We start from the raw sequence: 23,896 nt of genomic DNA, 5'->3' as shown, positions 1-23,896 counted from the left end.
GCGGGCGGGGGGCCCCCCCGGGGCGGGGCGGGGGGGGGGGGGGCGGGGGGGGGCGGGGGGGGGGGGGGCGGGGGGGGGGCCCCCCCCCCCCCCCGGGGGGGGGGGCCCCCCCCCCCCCCCCCCCCCCACGGCCGGTGACCCGGCCTCAGTGCACGAACACCGGTTCCGGCGTGGCCTGTGCGGCCTCGTCCTTCTTCCTCGCGCCGAGGTGGTTGAAGGCCAGGTTGAGCAGGATCGCCACGACGCAGCCGGTGCTGATGCCGGAGTCGAGGACGACCAACAGGTCCTTCGGGAAGGCGTGGTAGAAGCCCGGGGCGGCGATCGGTATCAGGCCGATGCCGATCGAGGCGGCCACGATCAGGGCGTTCTCGCCCTTCTCCATGGCGGCGCCCGCCAGGGTCTGGATGCCGCTGGCGGCGACCGAGCCGAAGAGCACGATGCCGGCGCCGCCGAGCACGGGCAGCGGCACCACGCCGATCACGGAGGCCGCCACCGGACACAGGCCGAGCAGGATCAGGATGCCGCCGCCGGCCGCGACGACGAACCGGCTGCGCACCTTGGTCATGGCGACGAGCCCGATGTTCTGGGCGAAGGCACTGCACATGAAGCCGTTGAACAGCGGACTGATCGCGCTGCCGAGGGTGTCGGCGCGCAGGCCGCCCTCGATGGTCTTCGCGTCCGCCGGTCGACCCACGATCTTGCCGAGAGCCAGGATGTCGGCGGTGGACTCGGTCATGCAGACGAGCATCACGATGCACATCGAGATGATGGCCGCGACCTGGAACTGCGGTGCGCCGAAGTGGAACGGGGTGGGGAAGCCGACGATGTCCGCGTTGCGGATGGCGTCGAAGCTCGTCATGTGCAGCGGGATCGCGATGAGGGTGCCCACGACCAGGCCGAGCAGGATGGATATCTGCTGGAGGAAGCCGCGCAGGAACTTGCGCATGACCAGCACGATCGCCAGGGTGAGCGCGGCCATGCCGATGTTCTGCATCGACCCGTAGTCGGAGGCGGTGCTGTTGCCGCCCTGCGACCAGTTGAACGCCACCGGGAGCAGTGAGACGCCGATCAGGGTGATGACCGTGCCGGTGACGACGGGTGGGAAGAAGCGGACGAGCTTCCCGAAGTAGGGGGCGGCGAGGAAGCCGAGGAGCCCGGCGACGATGATCGCGCCGAAGATGACGGGGATGGCGTCGACCCCCTCCCCCTTGCCGATGGCGATCATCGGGGTCACGCCGGCGAAGGACACGCCGTTGACGAAGGGGAGCTTGGCGCCGATCTTCCAGAACCCGAGGGTCTGGAGGAGGGTGGCGAGGCCGGCGGTGAAGAGCGAGGCGCCCATCAGGAAGGCCGTCTCGGTGGCGGAGAGACCGACGGCGGGGCCGACGATCATGGGCGGGGCCACGACACCCGCGTACATGGCGGCCACGTGTTGGAGACCGCTCGTGAACATTTTCAGCGGAGGCAGGGTCTCGTCGACCGGGTGCGTCTCCTCCGGTACTGCGACTGCATCTTTGCGAAACCTGGGCGTTGCGGCCACGGCTTCCTCCGGTCGGGTAACACGTCGGCAGGGACGTGGGTGTCTGGGAGGTGGTGCGAAAGCTGTGCTAGTCGAGCCGTTGTGAAGTTGTGAGGTGCCGTCCCGAGGGGTGTGGGGGACGCACGGAGTGCGGAAACGATTCGCCCGAGTCGTTCCCACGGGATGCCGCGGTGCCTTGGAGCCCGCGGGGCCGTGGCGTGACGCCGTGGCGCGCCGATGGTGGTGCGCGCCGTGAGAGTGTCACGAGTCACCGCCCCCGGGGGCGCCCTCGGTGTTGACCTCGGGCGCTTCCCGGGAACGGCTGCCGCGGACCCCGCTCGGGTCCGCGGCCGCCGGTCGAGGGCCGTCCCCCTCGACCGGACTCCGGGGGATCAGGCCTGCGCGGAGAGCCGCGCGAGGCGCTGGGCCTCTTCCCGCGTGGACACGGCGATCGCGTCCTCGTCGGCGAAGAGCAGTCGGTTGTTCTCGACGATCTGCTTGCCGTTGACCAGCGAGAGGGTGACCGGGGCCGCCGCGCCGAAGACGAGCGCGGTGACCGGGTCGGCGATGGAGGAGTGGGCCAGCGTGCTGACGTTCCACATCACCAGGTCGGCGAGCTTGCCCACCTCCAGCGAACCGATGTTGTCGGCGCGACCGAGGACCTGGGCGCCACCGTACGTACCGAGGCGCAGGGCCTGGCGCGCGTTCAGGGCGCGCTCGCGGTGGACCGGGTTCAGGCGGTTGATCAGCAGCGCGTTGCGCAGCTCGGTGTGCAGCTCGCCGGACTCGTTGGAGGCGGTGCCGTCCACGCCGAGGCCCACCGGTACGCCGGCGGCCAGCATGTCCGGTACGCGGGCGATGCCCGCGGCCAGCCGGGCGTTGGAGGACGGGCAGTGCGCCACGCCGGTCTTGGTGCGGGCGAACGCGGCGATGTCGGAGTCGTTCATGTGGACGCTGTGCGCCATCCACACGTCCTCGCCGAGCCAGCCGGTCGACTCGAAGTAGTCGGTCGGACCCATCCCGAACAGTTCCTTGCAGAACTGCTCCTCCTCGACGGTCTCCGAGCCGTGCGTGTGCAGGCGCACGTTCAGCCGGCGGGCCAGCTCGGCGCCCTGCTTGAGCAGCTCGGTGGAGACCGAGAAGGGGGAGCACGGGGCGACGGCGACCTGGGTCATCGCGTCGAAGGAGTGGTCGTGGTGCTTCTTGACGGTCGCCTCGGTGTCGGCGAGCGCGCCTTCGAGGGTCTCGACGGCGTGGTCCGGCGGCAGGCCGCCGTCCTTCACGCTGCGGTCCATCGAACCGCGCGCCAGGGTGAAGCGGACACCCATCTCGGACGCGGCGCGGATGATCGAGCCGGAGAGGTCGCCGGAGCCCTTGGGGAAGACGTAGTGGTGGTCCATGGCGGTGGTGACGCCGCCCTTGGCCATCATCGCCAGGGAGCCCTGGGCCGCCGTGTACGTCATCTGCTCGTCGATGCGCGCCCACGTCGGGTACAGCGCGACGAGCCAGTTGAAGAGGTTGTGGTCGGTGGCCAGACCACGGGTGATCCACTGGTAGAAGTGGTGGTGCGTGTTGACCAGACCCGGGGTGACGAGGTGACCCGTGCCGTCGATGCGGCGGACCACGTTGGCGAGGTTCTCGGGGGCTTTGCCCGCACCGATCGACTCGATCTTGTTGCCGGCGACGACCACGTGACCCGAGGCGTACTCGGTGTCGTTCGCGTCAACGGTCGCGATGGCACAGTTCTCGATGACGATGCGCCGGACGGCGCTGTCCTGGGCTGCCGATGCTGCCATGGGACTTCCTCGTGCTTTCAGTGGCGGTACGGGCACGGCAAAACCCAGGGGATTTGAGTGCCGGAGCCGGGGGCCTTGACAGCTGACAGTACTGCCGCCCCGTGTGTTGCGTCCGGGTGCCGATTAAGGAAGTTGAAGAGTGTCGCGCCGATCCCGGGGCCACTGCGGAGCCCCGGGACGCGCGTGCTCGTCAGAGGTTGGTCATGTCCACGGGGATACGGGCGTCAACGCCGTCGCGGAGGACCGTCGCCTCGATCAGACCGTAGGGGCGGTCCGCGGCGAAGTAGACCTCGTTGTCGTTCTTGAGGCCGAAGGGCTCCAGGTCGACGAGGAAGTGGTGCTTGTTCGGGAGCGAGAAGCGGACCTCGTCGATCTCCGAACGGTGGTTGATGATGCGCGAACCCATCTGGTACAGGGTCTGCTGCAGCGACAGGGAGTAGGTCTCCGCGAAGGCCTGCAGCATGTGCTTGCGGGTCTCGGCGTAGGACTTCTCCCAGTTGGGCATCCGCTGCTCGTCGTCCGACCAGTTGAAGCGCCAGCGAGCCGACACCTGGGTGGCCAGGATGCGGTCGTAGGCCTCCTTCAGCGTCGTGTACTTGTCCTTCACGTAACCCCAGAACTCGGAGTTGGTGGAGTTCATGACGACGAGGTCCTTGAGGCCGGAGATGACCTCCCAGTTCTTGCCGTCGTACGTGATCTGGGTGACGCGGGTCTCCATGCCCTCGCGGACGAAGGAGTGGTTCACCTCGTCGGAGCCGATGAACTTGGAGTTGGCGTCCGAGGTGGCGATCCGGGACCAGGAGTACTCCTCGATCCGGATGCGCGCGCGCTGGATCGGCTCCTGGCTGTTGACGAACCAACGCGCCAGGTGGATGCCGAACTGCTCGGCGGACTCGATGCCGTGCTCCTTGGCGAAGGCGTACACCGTGTTCTTGGTGGTGTCCGTCGGCAGGACGTTGGCGTTCGAGCCGGAGTAGTGGACGTCGTCCATGTCGCCGGAGAGGGCGACCGAGACGTTGAGGTCCTTGATGTGGTGGGTGTCGCCGTCCCGCGTGATCTTGACTACGCGGTTCTCTGCTTTCCCGTACTGATTCTGGCCGAGAATCGTGGGCATGTCTGCTAGCTCCCTCGGTAAACGGAGTAGCCGAACGGGTTGAGCAGCAGCGGTACGTGGTAATGCTCGCCCGGGTTCACCGCAAAGGTGATGGTGACCTCCGGGAAGAACGCACCGCTGTCCCTTACGCGGGGGGCGTCCTGCTGCGCCTCGGCTTGCTTCTTCGAACTGTTCTTGTTCAAGAAGTACGTCTCGGTCTCGAAGTCGAGACGTACGTGGGTGGTGCCCTCCGGCAGGGCCGGCAGGTCCTTGCAGCGCCCGTCCGCATCGGTGGCGGAGCCGCCCAGGGCCGCCCACTCGCCGTCGAGCCCCGTACGGGCCGACAGCGAGATCGCGACGCCCTCGGCGGGCTTGCCGATGCTGGTGTCCAGGATGTGCGTGGACACCGACGCGGTGGTCTCGGTGCTCATCGGGGGCTCACTCTCCTTCTACGAGTCGGGTCAGGCGGATCCGGTTGATCTTGACGAGCTCGCCGCGGGCGATTTCCCGCTCCGCTTCGGGCGAGTTGTCGATCCGGACCTTGACCGCGTCCCGCATGAACTCACCGGTCGCACCGGTGGCGCAGATGAGGAAGACGTGGCCGAACTTCTCCTGGTAGGCCAGGTTCAGTTCGAGGAGCTCGTTCTTGAGGTCCTCCGAGGCGCCGGCCATGCCACGCTGCTCGCGGGCGGAGGTCGGGTCTCCCGGCTTCGGCCGGCCGATCGGCGCGTGGCCCCCCATCGCCTCGCCCAGGTCCTCGGCGGTGAGCTCCGCCATGGCGGACTCGTTGGCCGAGAACAGGGCATCGGCGGTGGTGAAGGGGCGCTGGGCGAGCAGCTTGCTCCCCCATGCCGAGCTGGCACAGACCTCGTGCAGTTCGGCCGTGGCCGCGCTGTCGTCCAAGGCGTTGAACCGGGTGAGACCCGGGGTCGGACTCGAAGTCACGGTAGGCCTCCGTGGCCTGTTGTTGCTTGACGGGCTGCGCATAGCTAACGCCCTCGACAACACCGCGTCAACACTTTGTTGAAACTTCGCGTACACAAAAGCCGCCGCCCGGATGAATTGGGCGGCGGCTCGTCACCGTGAGTCAGGCTGCGTTCACTCCTGGCTGTTCTTGTTCGGGTTTTCCCTGTTCAGGTAGTTGTAGACCGTGAAGCGGCTTACCCCCAGGGCCCCCGCGACCGTTTCCACTCCGTGCCGTACGGAGAAGGCGCCACGCGCCTCGAGTATGCGCACCACGTCCTGCTTGGACTTCCGGTCGAGCCGGGCCAGGGGGACGCCGTGGCGCCGCTCCAGCGCCGCCAGGATGTGGTCCAGCGAGTCGGACAGCTGGGGAAGGCGCACGGCCAGCAGGTCCTGCCCCTCCCAGGTGAGCACGACGTCGTCGGGCTGCGCCAGGGAGGGATCCATCAGCTCACCGCCGATGGCGTCGACCAGCGGCTTGACCGCGGTGACGAACGGGTGGTCGCGGGGCTCGGTCACGGGGTCTCCTCCCGGATCACGTTCACCTGGAGCGAGACGCGCGTGGCTCCGGCTTCCAGGGAATCGCGCAGGAGCGCGGAAACGGCGGTGAGCACCTCGTCGGATCCGCCCTCGGCGGTATTGCCGAAGGGGCCGACGTCCACCGCGTCGAGCCGCGCCTTCTGGATGACCTCGCGAGCGGCCACGGCATGGGCGGGGGCCTCTTCGAGATCGAAGGGCTCGGTCGTGAATTCCACTCTCAATCGCACGCGGTCAAGCTACCCCGCGCTCCTGAGGTTTCGGCAGTCCGCACTTGACAGCCACGCGAACCTCGATGCAGTCTTCCATCAAGCAGAAACTAACTTCCGCAATACGGAAGGAGCGCACACCCCTCATGGGATACACGGACCAGCGCTTCGATGTAAACCTTTCGATCCTCTACACGGAACTCCCGCTCCTGGAGCGTCCCGCGGCCGCCGCCGCGGCGGGCTTCACCGCGGTCGAGCTGTGGTGGCCCTGGATCGAGACCCCCACCCCCGCCCAGGCGGAGCTCGACGCCCTCAAGAAGGCTCTTGAGGACGCCGGCACCCAGCTGGTGGGTCTGAACTTCTACGCCGGCCGGTTGCCGGGTCCGGACCGCGGCGCGGTCTCGGTCCCCGGCGAGGAGTCGGAGCGCTTCAACGCCAACATCAACGTGGCCGCCGACTTCGCGGCCTCGGTCGGCTGCAAGGCGCTGAACGCCCTCTACGGCAACCGCGTCGAAGGCGTGGACCCCGCCGTCCAGGACGAGCTCGCCCTGCAGAACCTGGTCGTGGCCGCACGGGCCGCCGACCGCGTGGGCGCGATCCTCCTGATCGAGACCCTCAACAAGCCCGAGTCGCCGCTCTACCCCCTGGTGAGCGCCCCGGCCGGCATCGAGGTGGTGGACAAGGTGAACGAGGCCACCGGCCTCGGCAACGCCAAGTTCCTCCTCGACCTGTACCACCTGGCGATGAACGATGAGGACCTCTCCGAGGTCATCGAAAAGTACGCCGCCAAGACCGGGCACGTCCAGATCGCGGACAAGCCCGGACGCGGTGCCCCCGGCACCGGCGAGCTGCCCCTGGAGGAGCTGCTCGACCAGCTGAGGAAGGCCGGATACGAGGGCTACGTAGGCCTGGAGTACAAGGCCGCCGACGCTGCCGCTTCCTTCGCGTGGCTGCCGGCCGAGGCCCGCGCCGCGCAGTAGGCGGACCAAGTCCGGGCGATCAGCCAGGCACCTCACGAACTTTTCGTACAAAGCATTAAGAGAAGGACCCTCATCATGAGCAACCCCGCTGAGCTCCCGTCGATTGCCTGGGTCGGTCTCGGAATCATGGGCTCCCCCATGGCCGAGAACCTCCTGAAGGCGGGCTACTCCGTCACCGGCTTCACCCTGGAGCAGGACAAGCTGGACCGCCTCGCCGCCGCCGGCGGCACCGCGGCCGCCTCGATCGCCGAGGCCGTCAAGGACGCCGACGTCGTCATCACGATGGTGCCCGCCTCCCCGCAGGTCGAGGCCATCGCCTACGGCGAGAACGGCATCCTGGAGAACGCGAAGTCCGGCGCGCTGATCATCGACATGTCGTCGATCACCCCGCAGACCTCGATCGACCTCGCCAAGAACGCCGCCGAGAAGGGCATCCGCGTCATCGACGCCCCGGTGTCCGGCGGCGAGGCCGGCGCCATCGAGGCCGTACTGTCGATCATGGTGGGTGGCGAGCAGGCCGACTTCGACGAGGCCCTGCCGGTCCTCGAAGCCCTCGGCAAGACCATCGTCCTGTGCGGACCGCACGGCTCCGGCCAGACGGTCAAGGCCGCCAACCAGCTCATCGTCGCGGTGAACATCCAGGCGTGCGCCGAGGCCGTGGTCTTCCTGGAGAAGTCGGGCGTGAACCTCACCGCCGCCCTGGACGTCCTCAACGGCGGTCTGGCCGGCTCCACGGTGCTGACGCGCAAGAAGGACAACTTCCTGAACCGCGACTTCAAGCCCGGCTTCCGGATCGACCTGCACCACAAGGACATGGGCATCGTCACCGACGCCGCCCGCAATGTGGGTGCGGCCCTCCCGGTCGGCGCGGTCGTCGCCCAGCTCGTCGCCTCGCTGCGCGCCCAGGGTGACGGTGGCCTGGACCACTCCGCCCTGCTCCGCGCGGTCGAGCGCCTCTCCGGCGCCCAGATCTGATCACGGGTCTGAACGCCCTTCCCCCCAGGGGGACCTGAGTTTCCGGATGGTGCCGGTGCTGACACCTGTCCTGTCGCGCCCAAGTGCCGGCACCGTCCGGATTTCCTCTCCACACTCTTTCTTTCAACAAACTGTTGACGTCGAGTTCACGCCGAAATTAGGCTGTTCCGCATGACGGAAGATGCATTCCGTCAGCAGTTTCCCGTACGGAAGGTCACCATGTCGAAGCGCACGCTGACGACCGAGTCCGGCGCCCCGGTCGCCGACAACCAGAACTCCGCCACCGCCGGCGTCGGTGGCCCGCTCCTGGTCCAGGACCAGCAGCTCCTTGAGAAGCTTGCCCGCTTCAACCGTGAGCGCATCCCGGAGCGCGTGGTGCACGCCCGCGGCTCGGCCGCGTACGGCCACTTCGAGGTGACCGACGACGTCACCGCCTACACCAGCGCCGCGTTCCTGAACACGGTCGGCAAGAAGACCGAGACCTTCCTGCGGTTCTCCACCGTCGCGGACTCCCTCGGTGGCGCGGACGCCGTCCGCGACCCGCGCGGCTTCGCGCTGAAGTTCTACACCGAAGAGGGCAACTACGACCTCGTCGGCAACAACACCCCGGTGTTCTTCATCAAGGACCCGATCAAGTTCCCCGACTTCATCCACTCGCAGAAGCGCGACCCCTTCACGGGCAAGCAGGAGCCGGACAACGTCTGGGACTTCTGGGCGCACGCCCCCGAGGCCACGCACCAGATCACCTGGCTGATGGGTGACCGCGGCATCCCCGCGTCCTACCGCCACATGAACGGCTACGGCTCCCACACGTACCAGTGGACCAACGCCCGGGGCGAGGCCTTCTTCGTCAAGTACCACTTCAAGACGAACCAGGGCGTCCGCAGCCTCTCCAGCGACCAGGCCGCCGAGCTCGTCGGCAAGGACGCGAACTCGCACCAGACCGACCTGCTCCAGGCGATCGAGCGCGGCGTGAACCCGAGCTGGACCCTCTACGTCCAGGTCATGCCGGCCTCCGAGGCCGCGGACTACCGCTTCAACCCGTTCGACCTCACCAAGGTGTGGCCGCACAGCGACTACCCGCTGCAGCGCGTGGGCCGGCTGGTCCTCGACCGCAACCCGGACAACGTCTTCGCCGAGGTCGAGCAGTCCGCCTTCTCCCCGAACAACTTCGTCCCGGGCATCACCGCCTCGCCGGACAAGATGCTCCAGGGCCGCCTCTTCGCGTACGCCGACGCCCAGCGCTACCGCCTCGGCGTGAACCACACCGTGCTGCCGGTCAACGCCCCGAAGGCGACGAAGGCCGACAACTACGGCCGCGACGGCGTGATGGCGCTGCGCAACGGCTCGCGTCACGACAAGAACTACGAGCCCAACTCGTACCAGGGCCCGGCCGAGACCGGTCTGGCGCTCGGCGCCCCGAAGGCCGTCTCCGGCTACACGGGCACCCACGAGGCCCCGGCCCACACCAAGGACGACGACTTCTTCCAGGCCGGTGAGCTCTACCGCCTGATGTCGGAGGCCGAGAAGCAGCGTCTGGTGGCGAACATCGCCGGCGGCCTGTCCCAGGTCACCATCGAGGACGTCATCGAGAAGAACCTGGCTCACTTCCACGCCGCGGACGCCGACTACGGCAAGCGCGTCGAGGAGGCCGTTCGCGCCCTGCGCGACGCCTGAGCCGCTCAACTGTACCGGGGGCCTGACGGGAGGTCAGGTCCCGGGTGCTGAGCCCGCACCGCGGACCCGGATGAGGGGTGGTACGCGGTGAGGGCAGGACGAGGACCGCGGCGGGCGTGCGAGCCAGTGCGGTGGTAATGGGTTCCGAGGCCCGTCTCTTGACCTGAGGGAGACGGCGCCGGAGTTCTCGTCGCCGCCCGCCGCGGTCCCAGCCTCCTCCTTCCGTACAGGGGCCACGCACAGAGTCCCCTGTACCGGAAACACCCTCCCCCAACACTCCGCCCGGCGGTGCGAACGTCCTGTCGCGCCAGCCTCGCACCGTCGGGCGGTCACACTCGAAGCGCCGCGTCACGGACGGTCCCGTGACGCGGCGCTTCGTCATGCCCGGGCGCCGCTCAGCGGCCGACCGCCGACCGCCGCCGGGCCGCGATGGCGGCCGGGTCCCAGCCGGGCCGGGGCACGGAGTCCAACAGCAACCGGGTGTACGCGTGCTCGGGGGCGGACAGCAGCGTGGCCGTCGCGCCCTGTTCGACGATCCGCCCGGACCGCATGACGACCAGCGAATCGGTCACCACCCGTACGACACCGAGGTCGTGCGTGATGAACAGGTACGCGATGTCCGTGCGGGCGCGGATCTCCGCGAGCAGGTTCAGGATCTGCGCCTGCACGGAGACGTCCAGGGCGGCCACGGCCTCGTCCAGCACCAGCACCGCCGGCTCCACCGCGAGCGCCCGGGCGATCGCGACCCGCTGGCGCTGGCCGCCCGACAGTTCGCGCGGGCGGGCCGCCGCCTCCCGGTCGCCGAGGCCGACCTGTTCCATGAGTTCCGCGACCCGGCGCCCCGGATCGCGGTCGGGGAAGTGCAGCCGCAGCGTCTCGCGCACCGCCTCCCCCGCCGGGACCCTGGGATCCAGCGACAGAAGCGGGTCCTGGAAGACGAGTTGTACCTCGCGGGCCCGGTGCAGCCGGGCCGCCCGGCCGCGCACCGACGGGGCCCGCGGCCGTCCCCGTACGAGGACCTCGCCCGCGTCGGCCCGCTCCAGGCCGGTCACGATCCGGGCCGTGGTGGTCTTGCCCGAACCGGACTCGCCGACGATGCCGAGCGAGCCGCCCGCCGGGACGGAGAAGGAGACGTCGTCGACGGCGCGCACCGCGCCGTAGGAGCGACCCAGGCCCCGGACCTCCAGTACCGGCGTCACGAGAGCACCTCCGCGTGGTGACAGGCCACGCCCGAGCGCGGGGCCGGGACCTCGGCGCCGCACAGGTCGGTGGCGTGGGCGCAGCGCGGGGCGAAGGCGCAGCCGGTGACGGTCGTGCGGAGGTCCGGCGGGCGGCCGGCGATCGCGGCGAGGGGCCCGGGGGACGCGTCGAGGCGGGGGGTCGCCGCGAGGAGCGCCCTCGTGTAGGGGTGCCCGGGGTGTTCGAAGAGGGCGGCGGCGGGACCGGTCTCCACGATGCGGCCCGCGTACATGACGTGGACCCGGTCGCTGATGGCCGCGGCGAGTTCCAGGTCGTGGGTGACGAACAGGAGCCCGCAGCCCTCGCGTTCCCGCAGCCGGGCGAGGAGGGCGATGGTCTCGGCCTGGGTGGTGGTGTCGAGGGCGGTGGTGGGTTCGTCGGCGAGCAGCAGCCGGGGTCCGGGCAGCAGCGCGGCGGCGATCATGACGCGTTGGAGCATGCCGCCGGACAGTTCGTGCGGGTACTGGCGCAGGACGCGGTCGGGCAGGCCCACCGCGTCGAGGAGTTCGGCGAGCCGTCCGTCGGGGACCTTGACGCCCGCGTGCCGCAGCCCCTCGGTGAGGAAGTCGCCGAGGCGGCGCAGCGGGTTCATCGCGGCGCGCGGGTCCTGGAAGATCATCGAGGCGGTGTGGGAGCGGAGTTCGCGGAGCGCGGCGGGGGTCATCGTCAGCACGTCCCGGCCGGCGACCCGGACCGATCCGCGGACATCGGCGCCGGGCGGCAACAGCCCGAGCGCGGAGCGGGAGGTGAGGGACTTCCCGGAGCCGGACTCGCCGACGAGGGCGACGGTCTCGCCGGCCTCGACGGTCAGGTCCACTCCGGCGAGCACGGGGCGCGGGAAGCCGGGAAACGTCAGGCGGAGCCCTTCCACTTCGAGTACGGGGCTCATGCGGCGCGCCCCGAGACCCGGTCGGCGAAGCGCTCGCCGACGACGTTGAAGGCGACGACCGTGAGGATCACCGCGAGGCAGGGGGCGAGCGCGGAGAGCGGCGCCCCGTCGAGGATGGCGGACTGGCCGTCGTTGATCATGGCTCCCCAGTCGGGGGTGAGGGGCGGCACGCCCAGGCCCAGGAAGGACAGGGCGGCCAGGTCGAGGAGTGCGTAGCCGAAGTTGACGGTGGACTGGGCGAGGACGACGGGCGCGATGTTCGGCACGAGGTGGCGTACGCAGATCCACGCCCCGGAGAAGCCCTGCACCCGGTACGCCGCGAGGTAGGGCTTGCCGACCTCGGAGAGGGCGAGGCTGCGGGCGAGCCGGCTGACGAACGGCGTGTACGCCAGGGACAGCGCGACCACCGGGGCGATCAGCCCGCGCCCGTACAGCGAGACGAGCAGCATGGCGAGCAGCAGCCCGGGAAAGGCGAGCAGCAGTTCGCTGGTGCGGGAGAGCAGGGCGTCGACCCAGCCGCCGCGCCAGGCCGCGGTGACGCCGATGACCAGCCCGAGGAGGGTCGACAGGACGACGACGCCGAGCGGGCCGAGGAGCGAGGTGCGGGCGCCGACGATCAGACGGGAGAGGGTGTCCCGGCCGCTGATGTCGCCGCCGAGCGGCAGCGCGGGCGTGGGATTGGCGAGCGAGGCCCCGAAGTCGACGGCGTTCGGGTCGTGCGGGGCCAGCCAGGGGGCGGCGAGCGCGACCAGCACGACGAGGACGGCGAAGCCCAGGCAGATCCGGTGGAGCCGGGCGCCGCCGGCCTTGCGGGTCTTGGTCCGTGCGGTCGCGGGCCGGAGCAGGAGTGTGGTCATTCGCAGCTCCCGGTGCCGAGCCGGACCCGGGGGTCGATGAGCGGGTGGGCGAGATCGACGACGAGGTTGACCAGCACGAACAGCGCGATGGTCAGCAGGGAGATCGCCTGGACCACGGGGAAGTCCTTGACGGTCACGGACTTCGCGAGGAACTCGCCGAGCCCGCCGAGGCCGAAGGCGGACTCCACGAGGATCGTGCAGACCATCAGCCCGGACAGGGCCAGCCCGGCCTGGGTGACGACGGTGCCCAGCGCTCCGCGCAGCACGTGCCGGCGTACGACGGTGCGCTCCGGCACGCCGCGGCTGCGGGCGACGGTGACGTGGTCCTGCGCGAACTGCTCCAGCAGGGAGGCCCTGGTGACGCGGGCGAGCACCCCGACGAAGGGCAGGGCCAGGGCCACGGCCGGCAGGACGAGGTGGTGCAGCGTGTCGAGGAAGCCGTCTCCGCTGCCGAGTACGGGGAACCAGCCGAGCCGGACCGAGAACAGCGACAGCAGCAGGATCGCGGCGATGAAGGAGGGGGTGGCGACGGCGACCGAGGTGGTGATCAGGACGGCCTGGTCGGTGCGGCGCCCGCGCACGGCCCCCAGCAGGCCCAGCAGCAGTCCGCCCGCGATGACGAGGAAGGCCGACATCCCGATCAGGGCGAGGGTGACGGGCATGCGCGAGGCGACCAGGTCGAGGACGTCGGAGCGGTACTGGGCGGACGTGCCCAGGTCTCCGGTGAGGACGCCCCCGAGCCACTTCCCGTACTGGACGAGGAACGGGTCGTCGAGGTGGTAGTGGGTGCGGATCGCCTCCAGCGCCCGGGGACTGGCGCCGCGACCGCCGAGCAGGAAGGCCTCGGGCCTGCCCGGGGCGAGGCGGATGGAGGCGTGGACGAGGAACGAGGCGACGAGGAGGGTGGCGAGGAGTTCACCGGTCCTGCGCAGCAGGAAGCGGACCAGATCCGGTCTCGGCATCACGGGGCCCCCACTTCGGCCGCCCAGGGGGCGTACATGTACGAGATGCCGGTCGGCGCTCCGGTGATCCTCTTGTTGAGGAACAGGGGGCCGGGGTACTCGGCCACCGGCAGGCACAGGGCCGCGTCGGAGGCCATCCTGGCGAGCCTGGCGGTCAGCACCCCGCGGGTGGCGGGGTCGTACTCCGCCGTCGCCCGGTCCACGAGGGCGTCGTACTCCGGTGAGCTGTAGCCGGCGTAGTTCTCGAACTGGCCGGTGCGGAAGTTGCCGTACATGGCCAGCGGGTCGCCGAGCGAGAGGTAGTACGTGTAGGGGAAGAGGTCGAGGCCCTTGCGCGCCTCGGGGTCGGAGAACAGCGCGGTGAAGGCGTCCGGTGCGACGGTGCGGATCTCCATGTCGAGGCCGATGCGGCGACCGGCGTCCTGGACGGCGGTGGCGAGCAGGGCGACGTCCGGGCCGAGCGGGCTGGAGGCGACGGTCACCTTCCTCCCGCGCGCGCCGGCCTCGTCGACGAGACGTTTCGCCTCGGTCAGGTCCCGCTTCACCGGCGGCAGCCCGGCCAGTTCCCGGGCGACGGGTCCTTCGGGTATCCCGCGCCATACGTCCTTGACCACCAGGGAACCGGTGGGGGTGGCGGCACCGCGCATCGCGCCCTTGGCGAAGCCCTCGCGGTCGAGGGCCAGCATCAGGGCGCGGCGCACCCGTACGTCGGAGAGGGTGCCGCCGAGGTCGGACACGGCGAGGTTGACGGTGGTGAGGCTCTGGCCCTGGTGGACGGTGCCGTTGTCGGCCGCGCGCAAGCGGGAGAGCGACTCCGGCGGCACCGCGAACGAGCCGTCCACCTCGCCGGTGAGCAGGGCGTTGGTGCGGGCGGCGGAGTCGGGCAGGAAGACGAAGTCGACGTGGCCGGCCCTGGCCCGTTCGCCCCGGTAGCCGTCGAAGCGGTCCAGGCGCAGCGAGGCGCCCTGTTCCCACTTGCCCAGGGTGAAGGGGCCGGTGCAGTCGAGGCCCCCGTCGGCGGTGCCGAACCGCCGGCCCTGCTCGCGCATGGTGGCGGCGTTGGCGACGGTGCCGGCGGAGTTCGCCATGGCCTGGGGGAAGAGCGCGTCCGGGGTCTTGAGGTGCACGGTGACCTGGAGCGGGCCGGTCTTCTCGATCGAGTCGACGTTCTTGAAGTCCTCGACCCAGTACGAGCCGAGTTCGGGGTCGAGGTGCCGGTTGAGGCTGGCCACGGCGTCGTCGGCGGTCAGGGTGGCGCCGGAGTGGAAGCGCACGTTCGGGCGGAGGTCGTAGACCCAGGTGGTGGGGTCGGGGTTGGACGCCTTCTCGGCGAGCCCGGGTTCCACGGTGAGCTGCGGGGTCCAGCGCATCAGGGACTCGCAGACGTTGGCGAGGACGGTGTTCTGCGGGTAGTCGAAGGCGTAGAGGTAGTCGAGCACGGGCGGCTCGGCGTACAGCGCCCAGGTGAACCCGTCGATGTCGCCGCGCGCTGCGGGAGTGGTGGTGGAGAGGTGTATCGCGGTGGCGCCGGCGTCACCGGCCGGGGCCGCGCAGCCCGCGCCCGTGAGGATCAGGGCGAGGACCGCGGCGGCGGTACCGGCCGGGCGGCGCCGTGAGGGGATCGGCATGCACGCTCCTTGGCGGAGTTTGGCGCTGGGAGGACCTGCTGGTCAGTGGGACTGCGCGTCGAGTGGCTCGGTGAGCCGGCCGTACAGCTCGGGGCGGCGGGTCTGCATCAGTCCGAAGTCGAGCCAGTCGCGGCGCTGGTCGAGGTCCAGGTCGGCGACGAGCACCGCGGGCCGGTCGCGCGGGGCGCGCAGCATGACACGGCCGTAGGGGTCGGAGATGAAGGAGGAGCCGTAGAAGGTGGAGCGGCCCTCGGTGCCGACCCGATTGGGAACGATCATGAAGAGCGCGTTGGCGAGGCCGTTGGCGCTGATCGCGTGCTCCCACATCGGCCGGGTGTCGAAGTCCGGGAGGTCCACCTCGGAGCCGATGGCGGTCGGGTGGACGAGGATCTCGGCCCCGTGCAGGCCGTAGGCGCGCGCGAGTTCCGGGAACCACTCGTCCCAGCAGGTCGGGAAGCCGAAGCGGGCCCCTTCGAGGAAGGCCACCGGGAAGCCGCTGTCGCCCGGACGGAAACAGAGGTCCTCGCGGTAGCCGGGGAAGGCGGGGATGTGGTTCTTGCGGGTACGGGCGAGGAGCTTGCCGCCCTCGTCCACGCACACCGCCGTGTTGTAGCCCAGCCCGCCGTCCTCGGCGCGCTCGTAGAGGGAGGCGTGCACCGTGATGCCGAGCTCGCCGGCGAGTTCGGCGGCCAGGGCGACGGTGGGGCCGCCCTCCAGGTCCTCCAGGTGGCGGGCGGCGCCGTCGCCCATGGGGTCGTCGGTGTTGCAGAAGTAGGGGCTGCGGGTGAGCTCGGGCAGGCAGACCACCTCGGCGCCCTCGGCCGCGGCGATGCGCACGCCCTCGCGCAGGCGCTCGTCGTGCTCGTCCTGGTCGGCGTACCAGCGCATCTGCACCAGGCCGACGCGCAGCGGGACGCGCTCGGCGGGCTCCGTGCGGGCGGGGGACCCGAGCGGGGAACCGTCGCTGACGAGCAGCTCGTACGTGGTGGGGGCGGTGCGCACGAGGGTGCGGGTGGTGCCGGTGGTGCGGGTGGGGGTGGTGTCGGCGGTGCGGGTGGTACCGGTGGGCTCGTGCGCGGGGGTGCCGGGCGAGGGGGTGCCAGGCGCGGTGTGGGTGGTGTCGGTGCTCATGCGTTCAGGTCCTTCGGGAGTTGCTGGGTGATGCAGTGGACACCGCCGCCGCCGAACGCGAGGACGGGCGCGGGGACTCCGACCACCTTGCGGCCGGGCAGGGCCTCGGCGAGGACGGCGAGGGCGGCCTCGTCCTCGGGCGTACCGCCGACGGGCACCACGCAGCCCCCGTTGGCGAGGTAGAAGTTCAGGTAGCAGACCTCGACCGGGTTCCCCTCGACCTCGCCGTGGGTGGTCTGCGGGACGGCGACGACCCGCAGGGCGCGACCGCGGGCGTCGGTGGAGGCCTCCAGGACGGCGAGGTTGGCGCGCATCCGGGCGTGGTCGGGGTGGGCGGGGTCCTCGGGGAGGGAGACGACCACGGTGGCGGGGGCGACGAAGGCGGCGACGCCGTCGACGTGCCCGTCGGTCTCGGTGTCCTCCAGACCGCCGTACGGGAGCCAGATGATCTTCTCCACGCCGAGCCGGCGCTTGATCTCGTCCTCGATCTCCGCGCGACTCATGCGCGGGTTGCGGTTCGGGTGCAACAGGCACTGCTCGGTGGCGATCAGGGTGCCTTCGCCGTCGACGGTGACGGCACCGCCTTCGAGGATCATCGAGGAGTGCGCGCGCGGGATGCCGAGCCGGTCCAGGAGGAGCGAGGCGAGCTTGTCGTCGGCGGTCCAGGGGTAGTGCTTCTCGCCCCAGGCGTTGAAGCGGAAGTCGACGCCCACCCGGTCGCCCTGCTCGTCGTAGGCGAAGATCGGGCCGGAGTCGCGGAGCCAGGAGTCGTCGATCGGCAGCTCGATCACCTCGATGCCGGGATCGTCGCCGAAGACGGCGCGGGCCCCGTCCACCGAGTCGGCCGCGGCGATCATGACGACCGGTTCGAAGTCGGCGATGGCACGGGCCACCGCCGCGTACTCGCGCCGCGCCGCTTCGAAGGCCGGCCCCCACAGGGCGGGCCGGGTGGGCCACGCCATCAGGCAGGCCTCGTGCTCGGCCCACTCGGCGGGCATGCGGGGGTACGTCGGGGTCGGCGGACTCGGCGGACTCAGCGGACTCATGGGAGGTGCTCCTTTGGTGCGGGCTGGGCTGGTGGGGCTGATGGGACGGGTACGAGGAGGGTGATCGCGGCCGGCGTGCACCCCGGCGACCTCGCGAACGCATCCTGACTGAAATTTCAGTCAGGTGAACGGTGACTGAAAATCCGGTCAGTAACCTCGGTGGGAGCTATCGTGGGACCTGACTGAAAGGTCAGTCAAGAGGTAGGGACCCGAAAGGTGCGAACAAGAGTGGCCGATCGCCAATCGTTGATCTTGGAAGCAGCCGTACGCGTGATCGCCCGCAACGGCGTCAGGGGACTGCGCGTCGAGGAGCTGGCGTCCGAGGCCGGGGTGTCCACGGCGCTGATCTATTACCACTTCAAGGACCGGGCCGGCTTGATCCAGCGGACCCTCGCCTTCATCAGCGACCGCGCCACCGGCTACACCGACGAGGCGCTCGACGACTCCGAGGACGCCCGGGGCGTACTGCTCCAGTTGCTGCTGAGCGAGCTCCAGGACACCACCCGGGTCCGCGAGAACAGCATCGCCTGGGGGGAGTTGCGGGCCAGCGCGATCTTCGACACGGACCTGCGCGAGACGCTGGCGGACTCCACCCGCACGTGGAACCGGGACACCGCCGATTCGATCATGGACGCCCAGGTGGCGGGCCTCGCCGACCCCCGGGCGGTCCCGCTGGACGTCGCCGAGCGGCTGACCGCGCTGGTGGAGGGGTTGAGCGAGCGCTGGTTGAGCGGTTCGCTGGCCCTGGACCGCGCCCGCGACCTGATCGCGGGCGCGCTGGACGCGGAACTCGGCACGCATCCCGGAAAGTGACTCCCGCGCCGGGGCGTCCGGGTGGCCCCCCGAACGACCCCGGCGACCCCCGCGGCCCGGTGTCCGCTTGACCCGGCGCCCCCGCGGCCCCCGTGGCGGAACGCGGAACGGCCCCCGCCCCTCCTGCCGGAGGGACGGGGGCCGTCGGGGTCGTGGCGAACACGACCTACCGCTTCACGCCCAGACGCTCAGACGCCCAGACGGTCAGACGGTCAGACGGTCAGCGGGCGGATCGCGGTCGGGGCGTGGCCCGGCTCGGTCGCGAGCTCCTCGAACTCGGTGACGTCGCTCATGTCGACCGTCTTGCTCATCGAGATGTTGGTGACGCGCTCCAGGATCGCCTCGACGACCACCGGGACGCTGTACTCGGCGGCGAGCTTCTTGGCCTCCTCCAGGGCGGCACCCAGCTCGTTCGGGTCGGTGACCCGGATCGCCTTGCAGCCCAGGCCCTCGACGACCTTGACGTGGTCGACGCCGTAGACGCCCAGCTCGGGGGCGTTGATGTTCTCGAATTCGAGGTTGACCTCGAAGTTGATGCCCAGACCACCCTGCGCCTGACGAATCAGACCCAGGTAGGCGTTGTTCACCAGGACGTGGACGTACGGGATCTTGTGCTGCGCACCGACCGCCAGCTCCTCCAGCATGAACTGGAAGTCGTAGTCGCCGGAGAGGGCGACGACGGGGGTCTGCGGGTCGGCGGTGGCGACACCCAGCGCGGCCGGGATCGTCCAGCCGAGCGGGCCGGCCTGGCCGCAGTTGATCCAGTGGCGCGGCTTGAAGACGTGCAGCATCTGCGCGCCGGCGATCTGGGAGAGACCGATCGTGGTGACGTAGCGGGTCTCCGGGCCGAAGGCCTTGTTCATCTCCTCGTAGACGCGCTGCGGCTTCATGGGGATGTTGTCGAAGTGCGTACGGCGCTGGAGCGTGCCCTTGCGCTCCAGGTGCGAGGCGACCCAGCCGCTGAAGTCGGGCAGCTTGCCCTCGGCCTTCAGCTCCTTGGCGACCTCGATGAAGATCTCCAGCGCGGCCTTGGCGTCGGAGGCGATGCCGAGGTCGGGGGCGAAGATCTTGCCGATCTGGGTGGGCTCGATGTCCACGTGGACGAACTTGCGGTCACCGAGGTACGCGTCCAGGTTGTAACCGGTGTGACGGTTGGCCCAGCGGTTGCCGATGCCCAGGACGAAGTCCGACTCCAGGAACGTCGCGTTGCCGTAGCGGTGCGAGGTCTGGACACCGACCATGCCGGCGGCGAGCTCGTGGTCGTCGGGGATGACGCCCCAGCCCATGAGGGTGGAGATGACCGGGACACCGGTCAGCTCGGCGAACTCGACCAGCAGGTCGGAGGCGTCGGCGTTGATGATGCCGCCACCGGCGACGATCAGCGGGCGCTCGGACTCCAGCAGGAACTGGATGGCCTTCTCGGCCTGCTTGCGGGTCGCGGCGGGCTTGTGCACGGCCAGCGGCTCGTAGAGGTCGGGGTCGAACTCGATCTCGGTCAGCTGGACGTCGATCGGCAGGTCGATGAGGACCGGGCCGGGGCGGCCGGAGCGCATCAGGTAGAAGGCCTGCTGGAACACGCCGGGGACCTGCGCGGCCTCCAGGACCGTGGTCGCGGCCTTCGTGACGGGCTTGGCGATCGAGGCGATGTCGACGGCCTGGAAGTCTTCCTTGTGCAGCTTCGCGACCGGGGCCTGACCGGTGATGCACAGGATCGGGATCGAGTCCGCGATGGCCGAGTAGAGGCCGGTGATCATGTCGGTGCCGGCGGGGCCGGACGTACCGATGCAGACACCGATGTTGCCCGGCGTCGTGCGGGTGTACCCCTCGGCCATGTGCGAGGCGCCCTCGACGTGGCGGGCGAGGGTGTGGTTGATGCCACCGACGTTCTTGAGCTCGCGGTAGAACGGGTTGATCGCAGCGCCGGGCACGCCGAACGCTTGCGAAACGCCCTCGCGCTTGAGGATCTCCACTGCAGCGGCGGCGGCTGTCATACGAGGCATCGAGTTCTCCTGCGGGTCTGGCGGTCAGGCTTTTCCGTAATCCGGAAGTTTTGTTCTGCTATACGGAACAAGCTAAGCGGCCACTCCCGGGTGCGTCAAGGCGGTTCGCCACCCCGGAACCCACCAAAAGCCGCTTCTCGCTCGGTGACTTGTACGAATGACCATGGCGCGACGGAAAATCGAGGAGGTGCACGCCCCGACCGTCGCCGGTGGTGGAGCATGGACCCACGCACAGCGACGGAGGGGGTCCGGCCTCATGGCGGAAGCGGTACCGGTGCGCTGCCCGACGTGCCGGCGCGAGAACACGTACAGCGCGCCGGTCTTCCCCTGCGCCTGCGGGAGCCCGGTCACGCCACCGCTGAACCTGGCGGCGCCGACCGCGCCCCTGACCCGCCGCAGTTGGTCGGACAGCTGGGTGGCGGTGCGGTGCGAGGCCTGCGGCCGGGAGAGCGAGTGGCCGCGCCCGGAGGTGGGGTGCGCCGCGTGCGGGACCGTGGCGCTGATACCCGTCCATCCGCCGGGATCCGGTGATCCCGCCCCGCCCGCACCCGGACCCGTCCCCGAGGCGCGGGGAATGTGGGGGATGCGGGGGCCGAGGGGCGACATACGGTCCGAGGAGCCGGGGGCGGCGTCCGGGGCGGGGTGGTCCTCGTTCGGCGCGGATTCCGCGCCCGGGTCCGCGGTACCGGCGGACCCGCCCGCCGCGGGCCCACCCGTTGCCGAGCCTCCCGCCGCGGACCCGCCTGCCGCGGAGCCTCCCGCTGCGGATCGGGCGCCGTTTCGGCCGGTGACCATCCGGACCGGCCGGGACGCGGTGGTCACGGCCGCGTTGTACCTGCGCTGGCTCGGCTTCCGTGACGTACGCCGGCCCGACGGGCCGCCGACCCCCGCCGCGGCGGTGGACCTGCGGGCTCCCGGGGTGGTGGCGCAGGTGGACCCGACGACGGCGCCGGCCGGGCTGCGGGCGGTGGAGTGCGTGTGGCTGAACGGGCTCACGGTCTCGGCCGCGAGCGTCTACTTCTCCCTCGCCGGCTACACGACGGAGGCCCGCGAGCGGGCGGACCACCTGGGGATACCGCTGTTCGTCATGGACCTGACGGGCATGCCGCAGCCGGTCAACGATCCGGCGGACCGATTGATCGCGTCGGGGGCCTGAGCCGCGGGCGGCAGGGGCCGCCGTCGCCGCCGCTCGACCGGGAAGATCGTGATCAACGGCGTGGTACTAGGCTCGGAGGCCTTGACCGCCCTTCCCGCCGAGGAGAGCCCGATGAGCCTGTACGACATTCCGCTGACCACCCTGGACGACGAGCCCACCAGCCTCGCGGCGCACAAGGGCAAGGCGATCCTGCTGGTGAACACCGCCTCGCAGTGCGGACTCACCCCCCAGTACTCGGGCCTCGCCCGCCTGCAGTTCGCGTACGAGAAGAAGGGGTTCACGGTGATCGGCGTGCCGTGCAACCAGTTCGGCGGCCAGGAGCCCGGCACCGCGGACGACATCCAGACCTTCTGCGCGGCCGGTTTCGGGGTCACCTTCCCCATGCTGGAGAAGTCCGAGGTCAACGGCGAGAACCGGCACCCGCTGTACACGGAACTGGTGAAGACCCCGGACGCCGAGGGTGAGGCGGGGGACATCCAGTGGAACTTCGAGAAGTTCCTGATCTCCCCCGCCGGCGAGGTCGTCGGCCGCTTCCGGCCGCGCACCGAGCCCGAGTCCCCCGAGATCGTCGCGGCGATCGAGGCCCAGCTGCCCGCGTAAGGCCGACGCGAGGCCGGTGTCCGGAGTACCCGAAACCGACGCGAGGCCGGTGGCCGGCGCGCCCGACACGGACGCGAGGCCGGTGTGCGGCGCGCCGGCTCGGCTCAGTCCAGGTCGGCCTCGTCGTACTCCGTCCCGGACCCGGCCTCGGTGAGCTCGCGCAGCTCGACCCGGCGGATCTTGCCGGACACGGTCTTCGGCAGCTCCCCGAACTCGATGCGGCGGACCCTCTTGTACGGGGAGAGCACCGCCCGGGAGTGCTCGAACAGCAGCCGGGCCGTCTCCTTCCCCGGCTCCCATCCGGCGGCGAGCGTGATGTACGCCTTCGGCACCGCCAGCCGGAGCGGGTCCGGGGCCGGGACCACGGCGGCCTCGGCCACGGCCTCGTGCTCCAGCAGGGCGCTCTCCAGCTCGAACGGGCTGATCTTGTAGTCCGAGGCCTTGAACACGTCGTCCGCCCGCCCCACGTAGGTGAGGTAGCCGTCCGCGTCGCGCGAGGCGATGTCCCCCGTGCGGTAGAGGCCGTCCGCCATGGCCTCCGCGGTGCGGTCCGGGTCATCGCGGTAGCCGGTCATCACCCCGGCGGGACGGGTCCGCAGGTCCACGCAGACCTCGCCCTCCCGATCGGACTCCTTGCCGGTGACGGAGTCCAGGAGCACGATCTCGTAGCCGGGTGACGGACGGCCCATGGAGCCCGGCTTGACGGGCACCCCCGGGAAGTTGCCCACCTGGAGGGTCGTCTCCGTCTGACCGAATCCGTCGCGGATGGTCACGCCCCAGGCCTCGCGGATCCTCTCGATGACCTCCGGGTTGAGCGGTTCACCCGCGGCGACCGCCTCGCGCGGGGGGTTCCGGAGCCGGGTGAGGTCGGACTGGATCAGCATCCGCCAGACGGTCGGCGGGGCGCAGAAGGTGGTGACGCCGCCCCGGTCCATCTCGGCCATGAGCCGCTCGGCGTCGAAGCGCGCGTAGTTGTGGACGAAGACGGTCGCGCCGGCGTTCCAGGGTGCGAAGAGGTTGGACCAGGCGTGCTTGGCCCACCCGGGCGAGGCGATGTTGAGGTGCACGTCGCCGGGTCGCAGCCCGAGCCAGTACATGGTGGAGAGGTGCCCGATCGGGTACGAGGCGTGGGTGTGCTCGACGAGCTTGGGACGGGCGGTGGTCCCCGAGGTGAAGTACAGCATCAGCGGGTCGCCGGCCAGGGTCTCCGCGTCCGGGCTGAAGCTCCGGTCGGCGGTGTGGAAGTCGGCCAGTCGCAGCCAGCCCGCCGGGACCTCGGCGCCGGCGGCGATCCGGGTATAGGCGCCGGGCACCTCGGCGAACTTGCCCGTGTCCTCGGCGCGCGCGATGACGTGCCGTACCCGGCCCCGTTCGACCCGGTCGCGGAGGTCGGCGGCCCCGAGCAGCGGGGTGGCGGGGATGACCACGGCCCGCATCTTCATCGCGGCGAGCATGACGTCCCACAGTTCGCTCTGGTTGCCGAGCATGACCAGGATCCGGTCGCCCGCCGCGACACCTTGGGCGCGCAGCCAGTTCGCCGCGGCCGCCGAACGCGCGCTCAGCTCCTCGAAGGACACTCCCTCGCTCGTTCCGTCCTCCTCGACGATGCGCAGGGCGTCGGCCGTGTTCCCCCGGGCGAGGTGGTCGAACCAGTCGAGGGCCCAGTTGAACCGCTCGGGGCGGGGCCAGGTGAACCCGGCGTGGGCGGCGTCGTAGTCCCCGCGACGTTCGAGCAGGAAATCCCGCGCGGCCAGGAAGGTGTGGGTGGCGCTGTTCTCCGTCATGGGAGGCATCGTGCCGCGCCGGACACGGACACCACCAGGCCG

At 70.5% G+C, this 23,896-nt stretch carries 22 protein-coding genes; 6 read left to right on the top strand and 16 right to left on the bottom strand.

Translation table 11 applies throughout. The annotated features are described in order from the left end of the window. Window positions 1-145 precede the first annotated feature (145 nt). From ACIRO3_RS12685 to ACIRO3_RS12655, 7 genes are all read right to left on the bottom strand, one after another. Window positions 146-1,540, bottom strand: coding sequence for a nucleobase:cation symporter-2 family protein (locus ACIRO3_RS12685; protein WP_365997466.1), 1,395 nt, complete (start codon window positions 1,538-1,540; stop codon window positions 146-148). A 371-nt stretch (window positions 1,541-1,911) separates the two neighbouring features. Then, complete coding sequence (locus ACIRO3_RS12680) at window positions 1,912-3,315, bottom strand: 8-oxoguanine deaminase (RefSeq protein WP_351919747.1); 1,404 nt, start codon at window positions 3,313-3,315, stop codon at window positions 1,912-1,914. A 190-nt stretch (window positions 3,316-3,505) separates the two neighbouring features. After that, window positions 3,506-4,429, bottom strand: a complete 924-nt coding sequence (pucL, locus tag ACIRO3_RS12675) for a factor-independent urate hydroxylase (RefSeq protein ID WP_365997465.1) — start codon at window positions 4,427-4,429, stop codon at window positions 3,506-3,508. Between the two features lie 5 nt (window positions 4,430-4,434). Then, window positions 4,435-4,839, bottom strand: a complete 405-nt coding sequence (gene uraH, locus ACIRO3_RS12670; protein ID WP_366149792.1) for a hydroxyisourate hydrolase — start codon at window positions 4,837-4,839, stop codon at window positions 4,435-4,437. A gap of 7 nt (window positions 4,840-4,846) precedes the next feature. Next, window positions 4,847-5,353 (bottom strand): 2-oxo-4-hydroxy-4-carboxy-5-ureidoimidazoline decarboxylase, encoded by a 507-nt coding sequence (gene uraD / locus ACIRO3_RS12665; protein WP_361781900.1) that lies wholly within the window; start codon window positions 5,351-5,353, stop codon window positions 4,847-4,849. 153 nt (window positions 5,354-5,506) lie between these two features. Continuing rightward, entirely contained in the window at window positions 5,507-5,890 is a 384-nt protein-coding gene (locus ACIRO3_RS12660; RefSeq protein WP_053676786.1) for a helix-turn-helix domain-containing protein, read from the bottom strand. Next, entirely contained in the window at window positions 5,887-6,138 is a 252-nt protein-coding gene (locus ACIRO3_RS12655) for a hypothetical protein (RefSeq protein WP_361781904.1), read from the bottom strand. Before ACIRO3_RS12655 ends, ACIRO3_RS12660 begins: the two co-directional genes overlap by 4 nt. 125 nt (window positions 6,139-6,263) lie before the next feature. On the opposite strand from ACIRO3_RS12655, the gene ACIRO3_RS12650 reads away from it, so the two are divergent. From ACIRO3_RS12650 to ACIRO3_RS12640, 3 genes are all read left to right on the top strand, one after another. Continuing rightward, on the top strand, window positions 6,264-7,097 hold the full coding sequence (locus ACIRO3_RS12650; RefSeq protein ID WP_404135501.1) for a TIM barrel protein: 834 nt from the start codon (window positions 6,264-6,266) through the stop codon (window positions 7,095-7,097). Window positions 7,098-7,172: 75 nt separating this feature from the next. Beyond that, window positions 7,173-8,072: a 2-hydroxy-3-oxopropionate reductase gene (locus ACIRO3_RS12645; protein WP_361781910.1), complete on the top strand. Its 900-nt coding sequence runs from the start codon at window positions 7,173-7,175 to the stop codon at window positions 8,070-8,072. 219 nt (window positions 8,073-8,291) lie between these two features. Next, window positions 8,292-9,749, top strand: coding sequence for a catalase (locus ACIRO3_RS12640; protein ID WP_361782044.1), 1,458 nt, complete (start codon window positions 8,292-8,294; stop codon window positions 9,747-9,749). 395 nt (window positions 9,750-10,144) lie between these two features. On the opposite strand, the gene ACIRO3_RS12635 is transcribed toward ACIRO3_RS12640, so the two are convergent. Genes ACIRO3_RS12635 through ACIRO3_RS12605 form a run of 7 tightly spaced genes read right to left on the bottom strand, consistent with a single transcriptional unit; the run spans window position 10,145 to window position 17,501 of the window. After that, window positions 10,145-10,948 (bottom strand): ABC transporter ATP-binding protein, encoded by an 804-nt coding sequence (locus ACIRO3_RS12635; protein WP_404135498.1) that lies wholly within the window; start codon window positions 10,946-10,948, stop codon window positions 10,145-10,147. Continuing rightward, the gene (locus ACIRO3_RS12630; RefSeq protein WP_404135495.1) at window positions 10,945-11,877 is read right to left on the bottom strand and encodes an ABC transporter ATP-binding protein; all 933 of its coding nucleotides are present in this window, start codon (window positions 11,875-11,877) and stop codon (window positions 10,945-10,947) included. The genes ACIRO3_RS12635 and ACIRO3_RS12630 overlap by 4 nt, the downstream gene beginning before the upstream one ends. Further along, window positions 11,874-12,734: an ABC transporter permease gene (locus ACIRO3_RS12625; protein WP_404135492.1), complete on the bottom strand. Its 861-nt coding sequence runs from the start codon at window positions 12,732-12,734 to the stop codon at window positions 11,874-11,876. Before ACIRO3_RS12625 ends, ACIRO3_RS12630 begins: the two co-directional genes overlap by 4 nt. Then, window positions 12,731-13,696: an ABC transporter permease gene (locus ACIRO3_RS12620; protein ID WP_404135490.1), complete on the bottom strand. Its 966-nt coding sequence runs from the start codon at window positions 13,694-13,696 to the stop codon at window positions 12,731-12,733. Before ACIRO3_RS12620 ends, ACIRO3_RS12625 begins: the two co-directional genes overlap by 4 nt. Continuing rightward, window positions 13,696-15,324: an ABC transporter substrate-binding protein gene (locus tag ACIRO3_RS12615; RefSeq protein WP_404135487.1), complete on the bottom strand. Its 1,629-nt coding sequence runs from the start codon at window positions 15,322-15,324 to the stop codon at window positions 13,696-13,698. Before ACIRO3_RS12615 ends, ACIRO3_RS12620 begins: the two co-directional genes overlap by 1 nt. A 42-nt stretch (window positions 15,325-15,366) precedes the next feature. Beyond that, window positions 15,367-16,455, bottom strand: coding sequence for a nitrilase-related carbon-nitrogen hydrolase (locus ACIRO3_RS12610; RefSeq protein ID WP_404135484.1), 1,089 nt, complete (start codon window positions 16,453-16,455; stop codon window positions 15,367-15,369). Continuing rightward, window positions 16,452-17,501 carry an agmatine/peptidylarginine deiminase gene (locus ACIRO3_RS12605; RefSeq protein ID WP_404135481.1) on the bottom strand — a complete coding sequence of 350 codons (1,050 nt, stop codon included), beginning with the start codon at window positions 17,499-17,501 and terminating at the stop codon, window positions 16,452-16,454. Before ACIRO3_RS12605 ends, ACIRO3_RS12610 begins: the two co-directional genes overlap by 4 nt. A gap of 228 nt (window positions 17,502-17,729) precedes the next feature. Here ACIRO3_RS12605 and ACIRO3_RS12600 point away from each other — a divergent pair, with 228 nt between their 5' ends. Further along, window positions 17,730-18,314, top strand: coding sequence for a TetR/AcrR family transcriptional regulator (locus tag ACIRO3_RS12600; RefSeq protein WP_404135478.1), 585 nt, complete (start codon window positions 17,730-17,732; stop codon window positions 18,312-18,314). A gap of 212 nt (window positions 18,315-18,526) precedes the next feature. Here ACIRO3_RS12600 and gcl read toward each other — a convergent pair whose 3' ends face one another. Continuing rightward, window positions 18,527-20,305, bottom strand: a complete 1,779-nt coding sequence (gene gcl, locus ACIRO3_RS12595) for a glyoxylate carboligase (protein WP_365999701.1) — start codon at window positions 20,303-20,305, stop codon at window positions 18,527-18,529. 265 nt (window positions 20,306-20,570) lie between these two features. Between gcl and ACIRO3_RS12590 the strand changes: the two genes are divergently transcribed. Both ACIRO3_RS12590 and ACIRO3_RS12585 read left to right on the top strand, forming a co-directional pair. Beyond that, the gene (locus ACIRO3_RS12590) at window positions 20,571-21,470 is read left to right on the top strand and encodes a hypothetical protein (protein WP_404135475.1); all 900 of its coding nucleotides are present in this window, start codon (window positions 20,571-20,573) and stop codon (window positions 21,468-21,470) included. A gap of 111 nt (window positions 21,471-21,581) precedes the next feature. Continuing rightward, complete coding sequence (locus ACIRO3_RS12585; protein WP_361782050.1) at window positions 21,582-22,070, top strand: glutathione peroxidase; 489 nt, start codon at window positions 21,582-21,584, stop codon at window positions 22,068-22,070. A gap of 104 nt (window positions 22,071-22,174) precedes the next feature. Here ACIRO3_RS12585 and ACIRO3_RS12580 read toward each other — a convergent pair whose 3' ends face one another. After that, complete coding sequence (locus ACIRO3_RS12580; RefSeq protein ID WP_404135472.1) at window positions 22,175-23,854, bottom strand: AMP-binding protein; 1,680 nt, start codon at window positions 23,852-23,854, stop codon at window positions 22,175-22,177. Window positions 23,855-23,896: the final 42 nt, after the last annotated feature.

This window comes from Streptomyces sp. NPDC102278 (assembly GCF_044766345.1).
Classification (GTDB): Bacteria; Actinomycetota; Actinomycetes; order Streptomycetales; family Streptomycetaceae; genus Streptomyces.
This window is presented reverse-complemented; position numbering and strand designations above follow the sequence as displayed.

Coding starts and splice junctions, on each gene's coding strand:
- pucL (WP_365997465.1), bottom strand. CDS start 4,429: ATGCCCACGATTCTCGGCCAGAATCAGTACGGGAAAGCAGAGAACCGC.
- ACIRO3_RS12650 (WP_404135501.1), top strand. CDS start 6,264: ATGGGATACACGGACCAGCGCTTCGATGTAAACCTTTCGATCCTCTAC.
- uraH (WP_366149792.1), bottom strand. CDS start 4,839: ATGAGCACCGAGACCACCGCGTCGGTGTCCACGCACATCCTGGACACC.
- ACIRO3_RS12590 (WP_404135475.1), top strand. CDS start 20,571: ATGGCGGAAGCGGTACCGGTGCGCTGCCCGACGTGCCGGCGCGAGAAC.
- ACIRO3_RS12630 (WP_404135495.1), bottom strand. CDS start 11,877: ATGAGCCCCGTACTCGAAGTGGAAGGGCTCCGCCTGACGTTTCCCGGC.
- gcl (WP_365999701.1), bottom strand. CDS start 20,305: ATGACAGCCGCCGCCGCTGCAGTGGAGATCCTCAAGCGCGAGGGCGTT.
- ACIRO3_RS12625 (WP_404135492.1), bottom strand. CDS start 12,734: ATGACCACACTCCTGCTCCGGCCCGCGACCGCACGGACCAAGACCCGC.
- ACIRO3_RS12585 (WP_361782050.1), top strand. CDS start 21,582: ATGAGCCTGTACGACATTCCGCTGACCACCCTGGACGACGAGCCCACC.
- ACIRO3_RS12580 (WP_404135472.1), bottom strand. CDS start 23,854: ATGACGGAGAACAGCGCCACCCACACCTTCCTGGCCGCGCGGGATTTC.
- ACIRO3_RS12640 (WP_361782044.1), top strand. CDS start 8,292: ATGTCGAAGCGCACGCTGACGACCGAGTCCGGCGCCCCGGTCGCCGAC.
- ACIRO3_RS12610 (WP_404135484.1), bottom strand. CDS start 16,455: ATGAGCACCGACACCACCCACACCGCGCCTGGCACCCCCTCGCCCGGC.
- ACIRO3_RS12680 (WP_351919747.1), bottom strand. CDS start 3,315: ATGGCAGCATCGGCAGCCCAGGACAGCGCCGTCCGGCGCATCGTCATC.
- ACIRO3_RS12620 (WP_404135490.1), bottom strand. CDS start 13,696: ATGCCGAGACCGGATCTGGTCCGCTTCCTGCTGCGCAGGACCGGTGAA.
- ACIRO3_RS12615 (WP_404135487.1), bottom strand. CDS start 15,324: ATGCCGATCCCCTCACGGCGCCGCCCGGCCGGTACCGCCGCCGCGGTC.
- ACIRO3_RS12645 (WP_361781910.1), top strand. CDS start 7,173: ATGAGCAACCCCGCTGAGCTCCCGTCGATTGCCTGGGTCGGTCTCGGA.
- ACIRO3_RS12605 (WP_404135481.1), bottom strand. CDS start 17,501: ATGAGTCCGCTGAGTCCGCCGAGTCCGCCGACCCCGACGTACCCCCGC.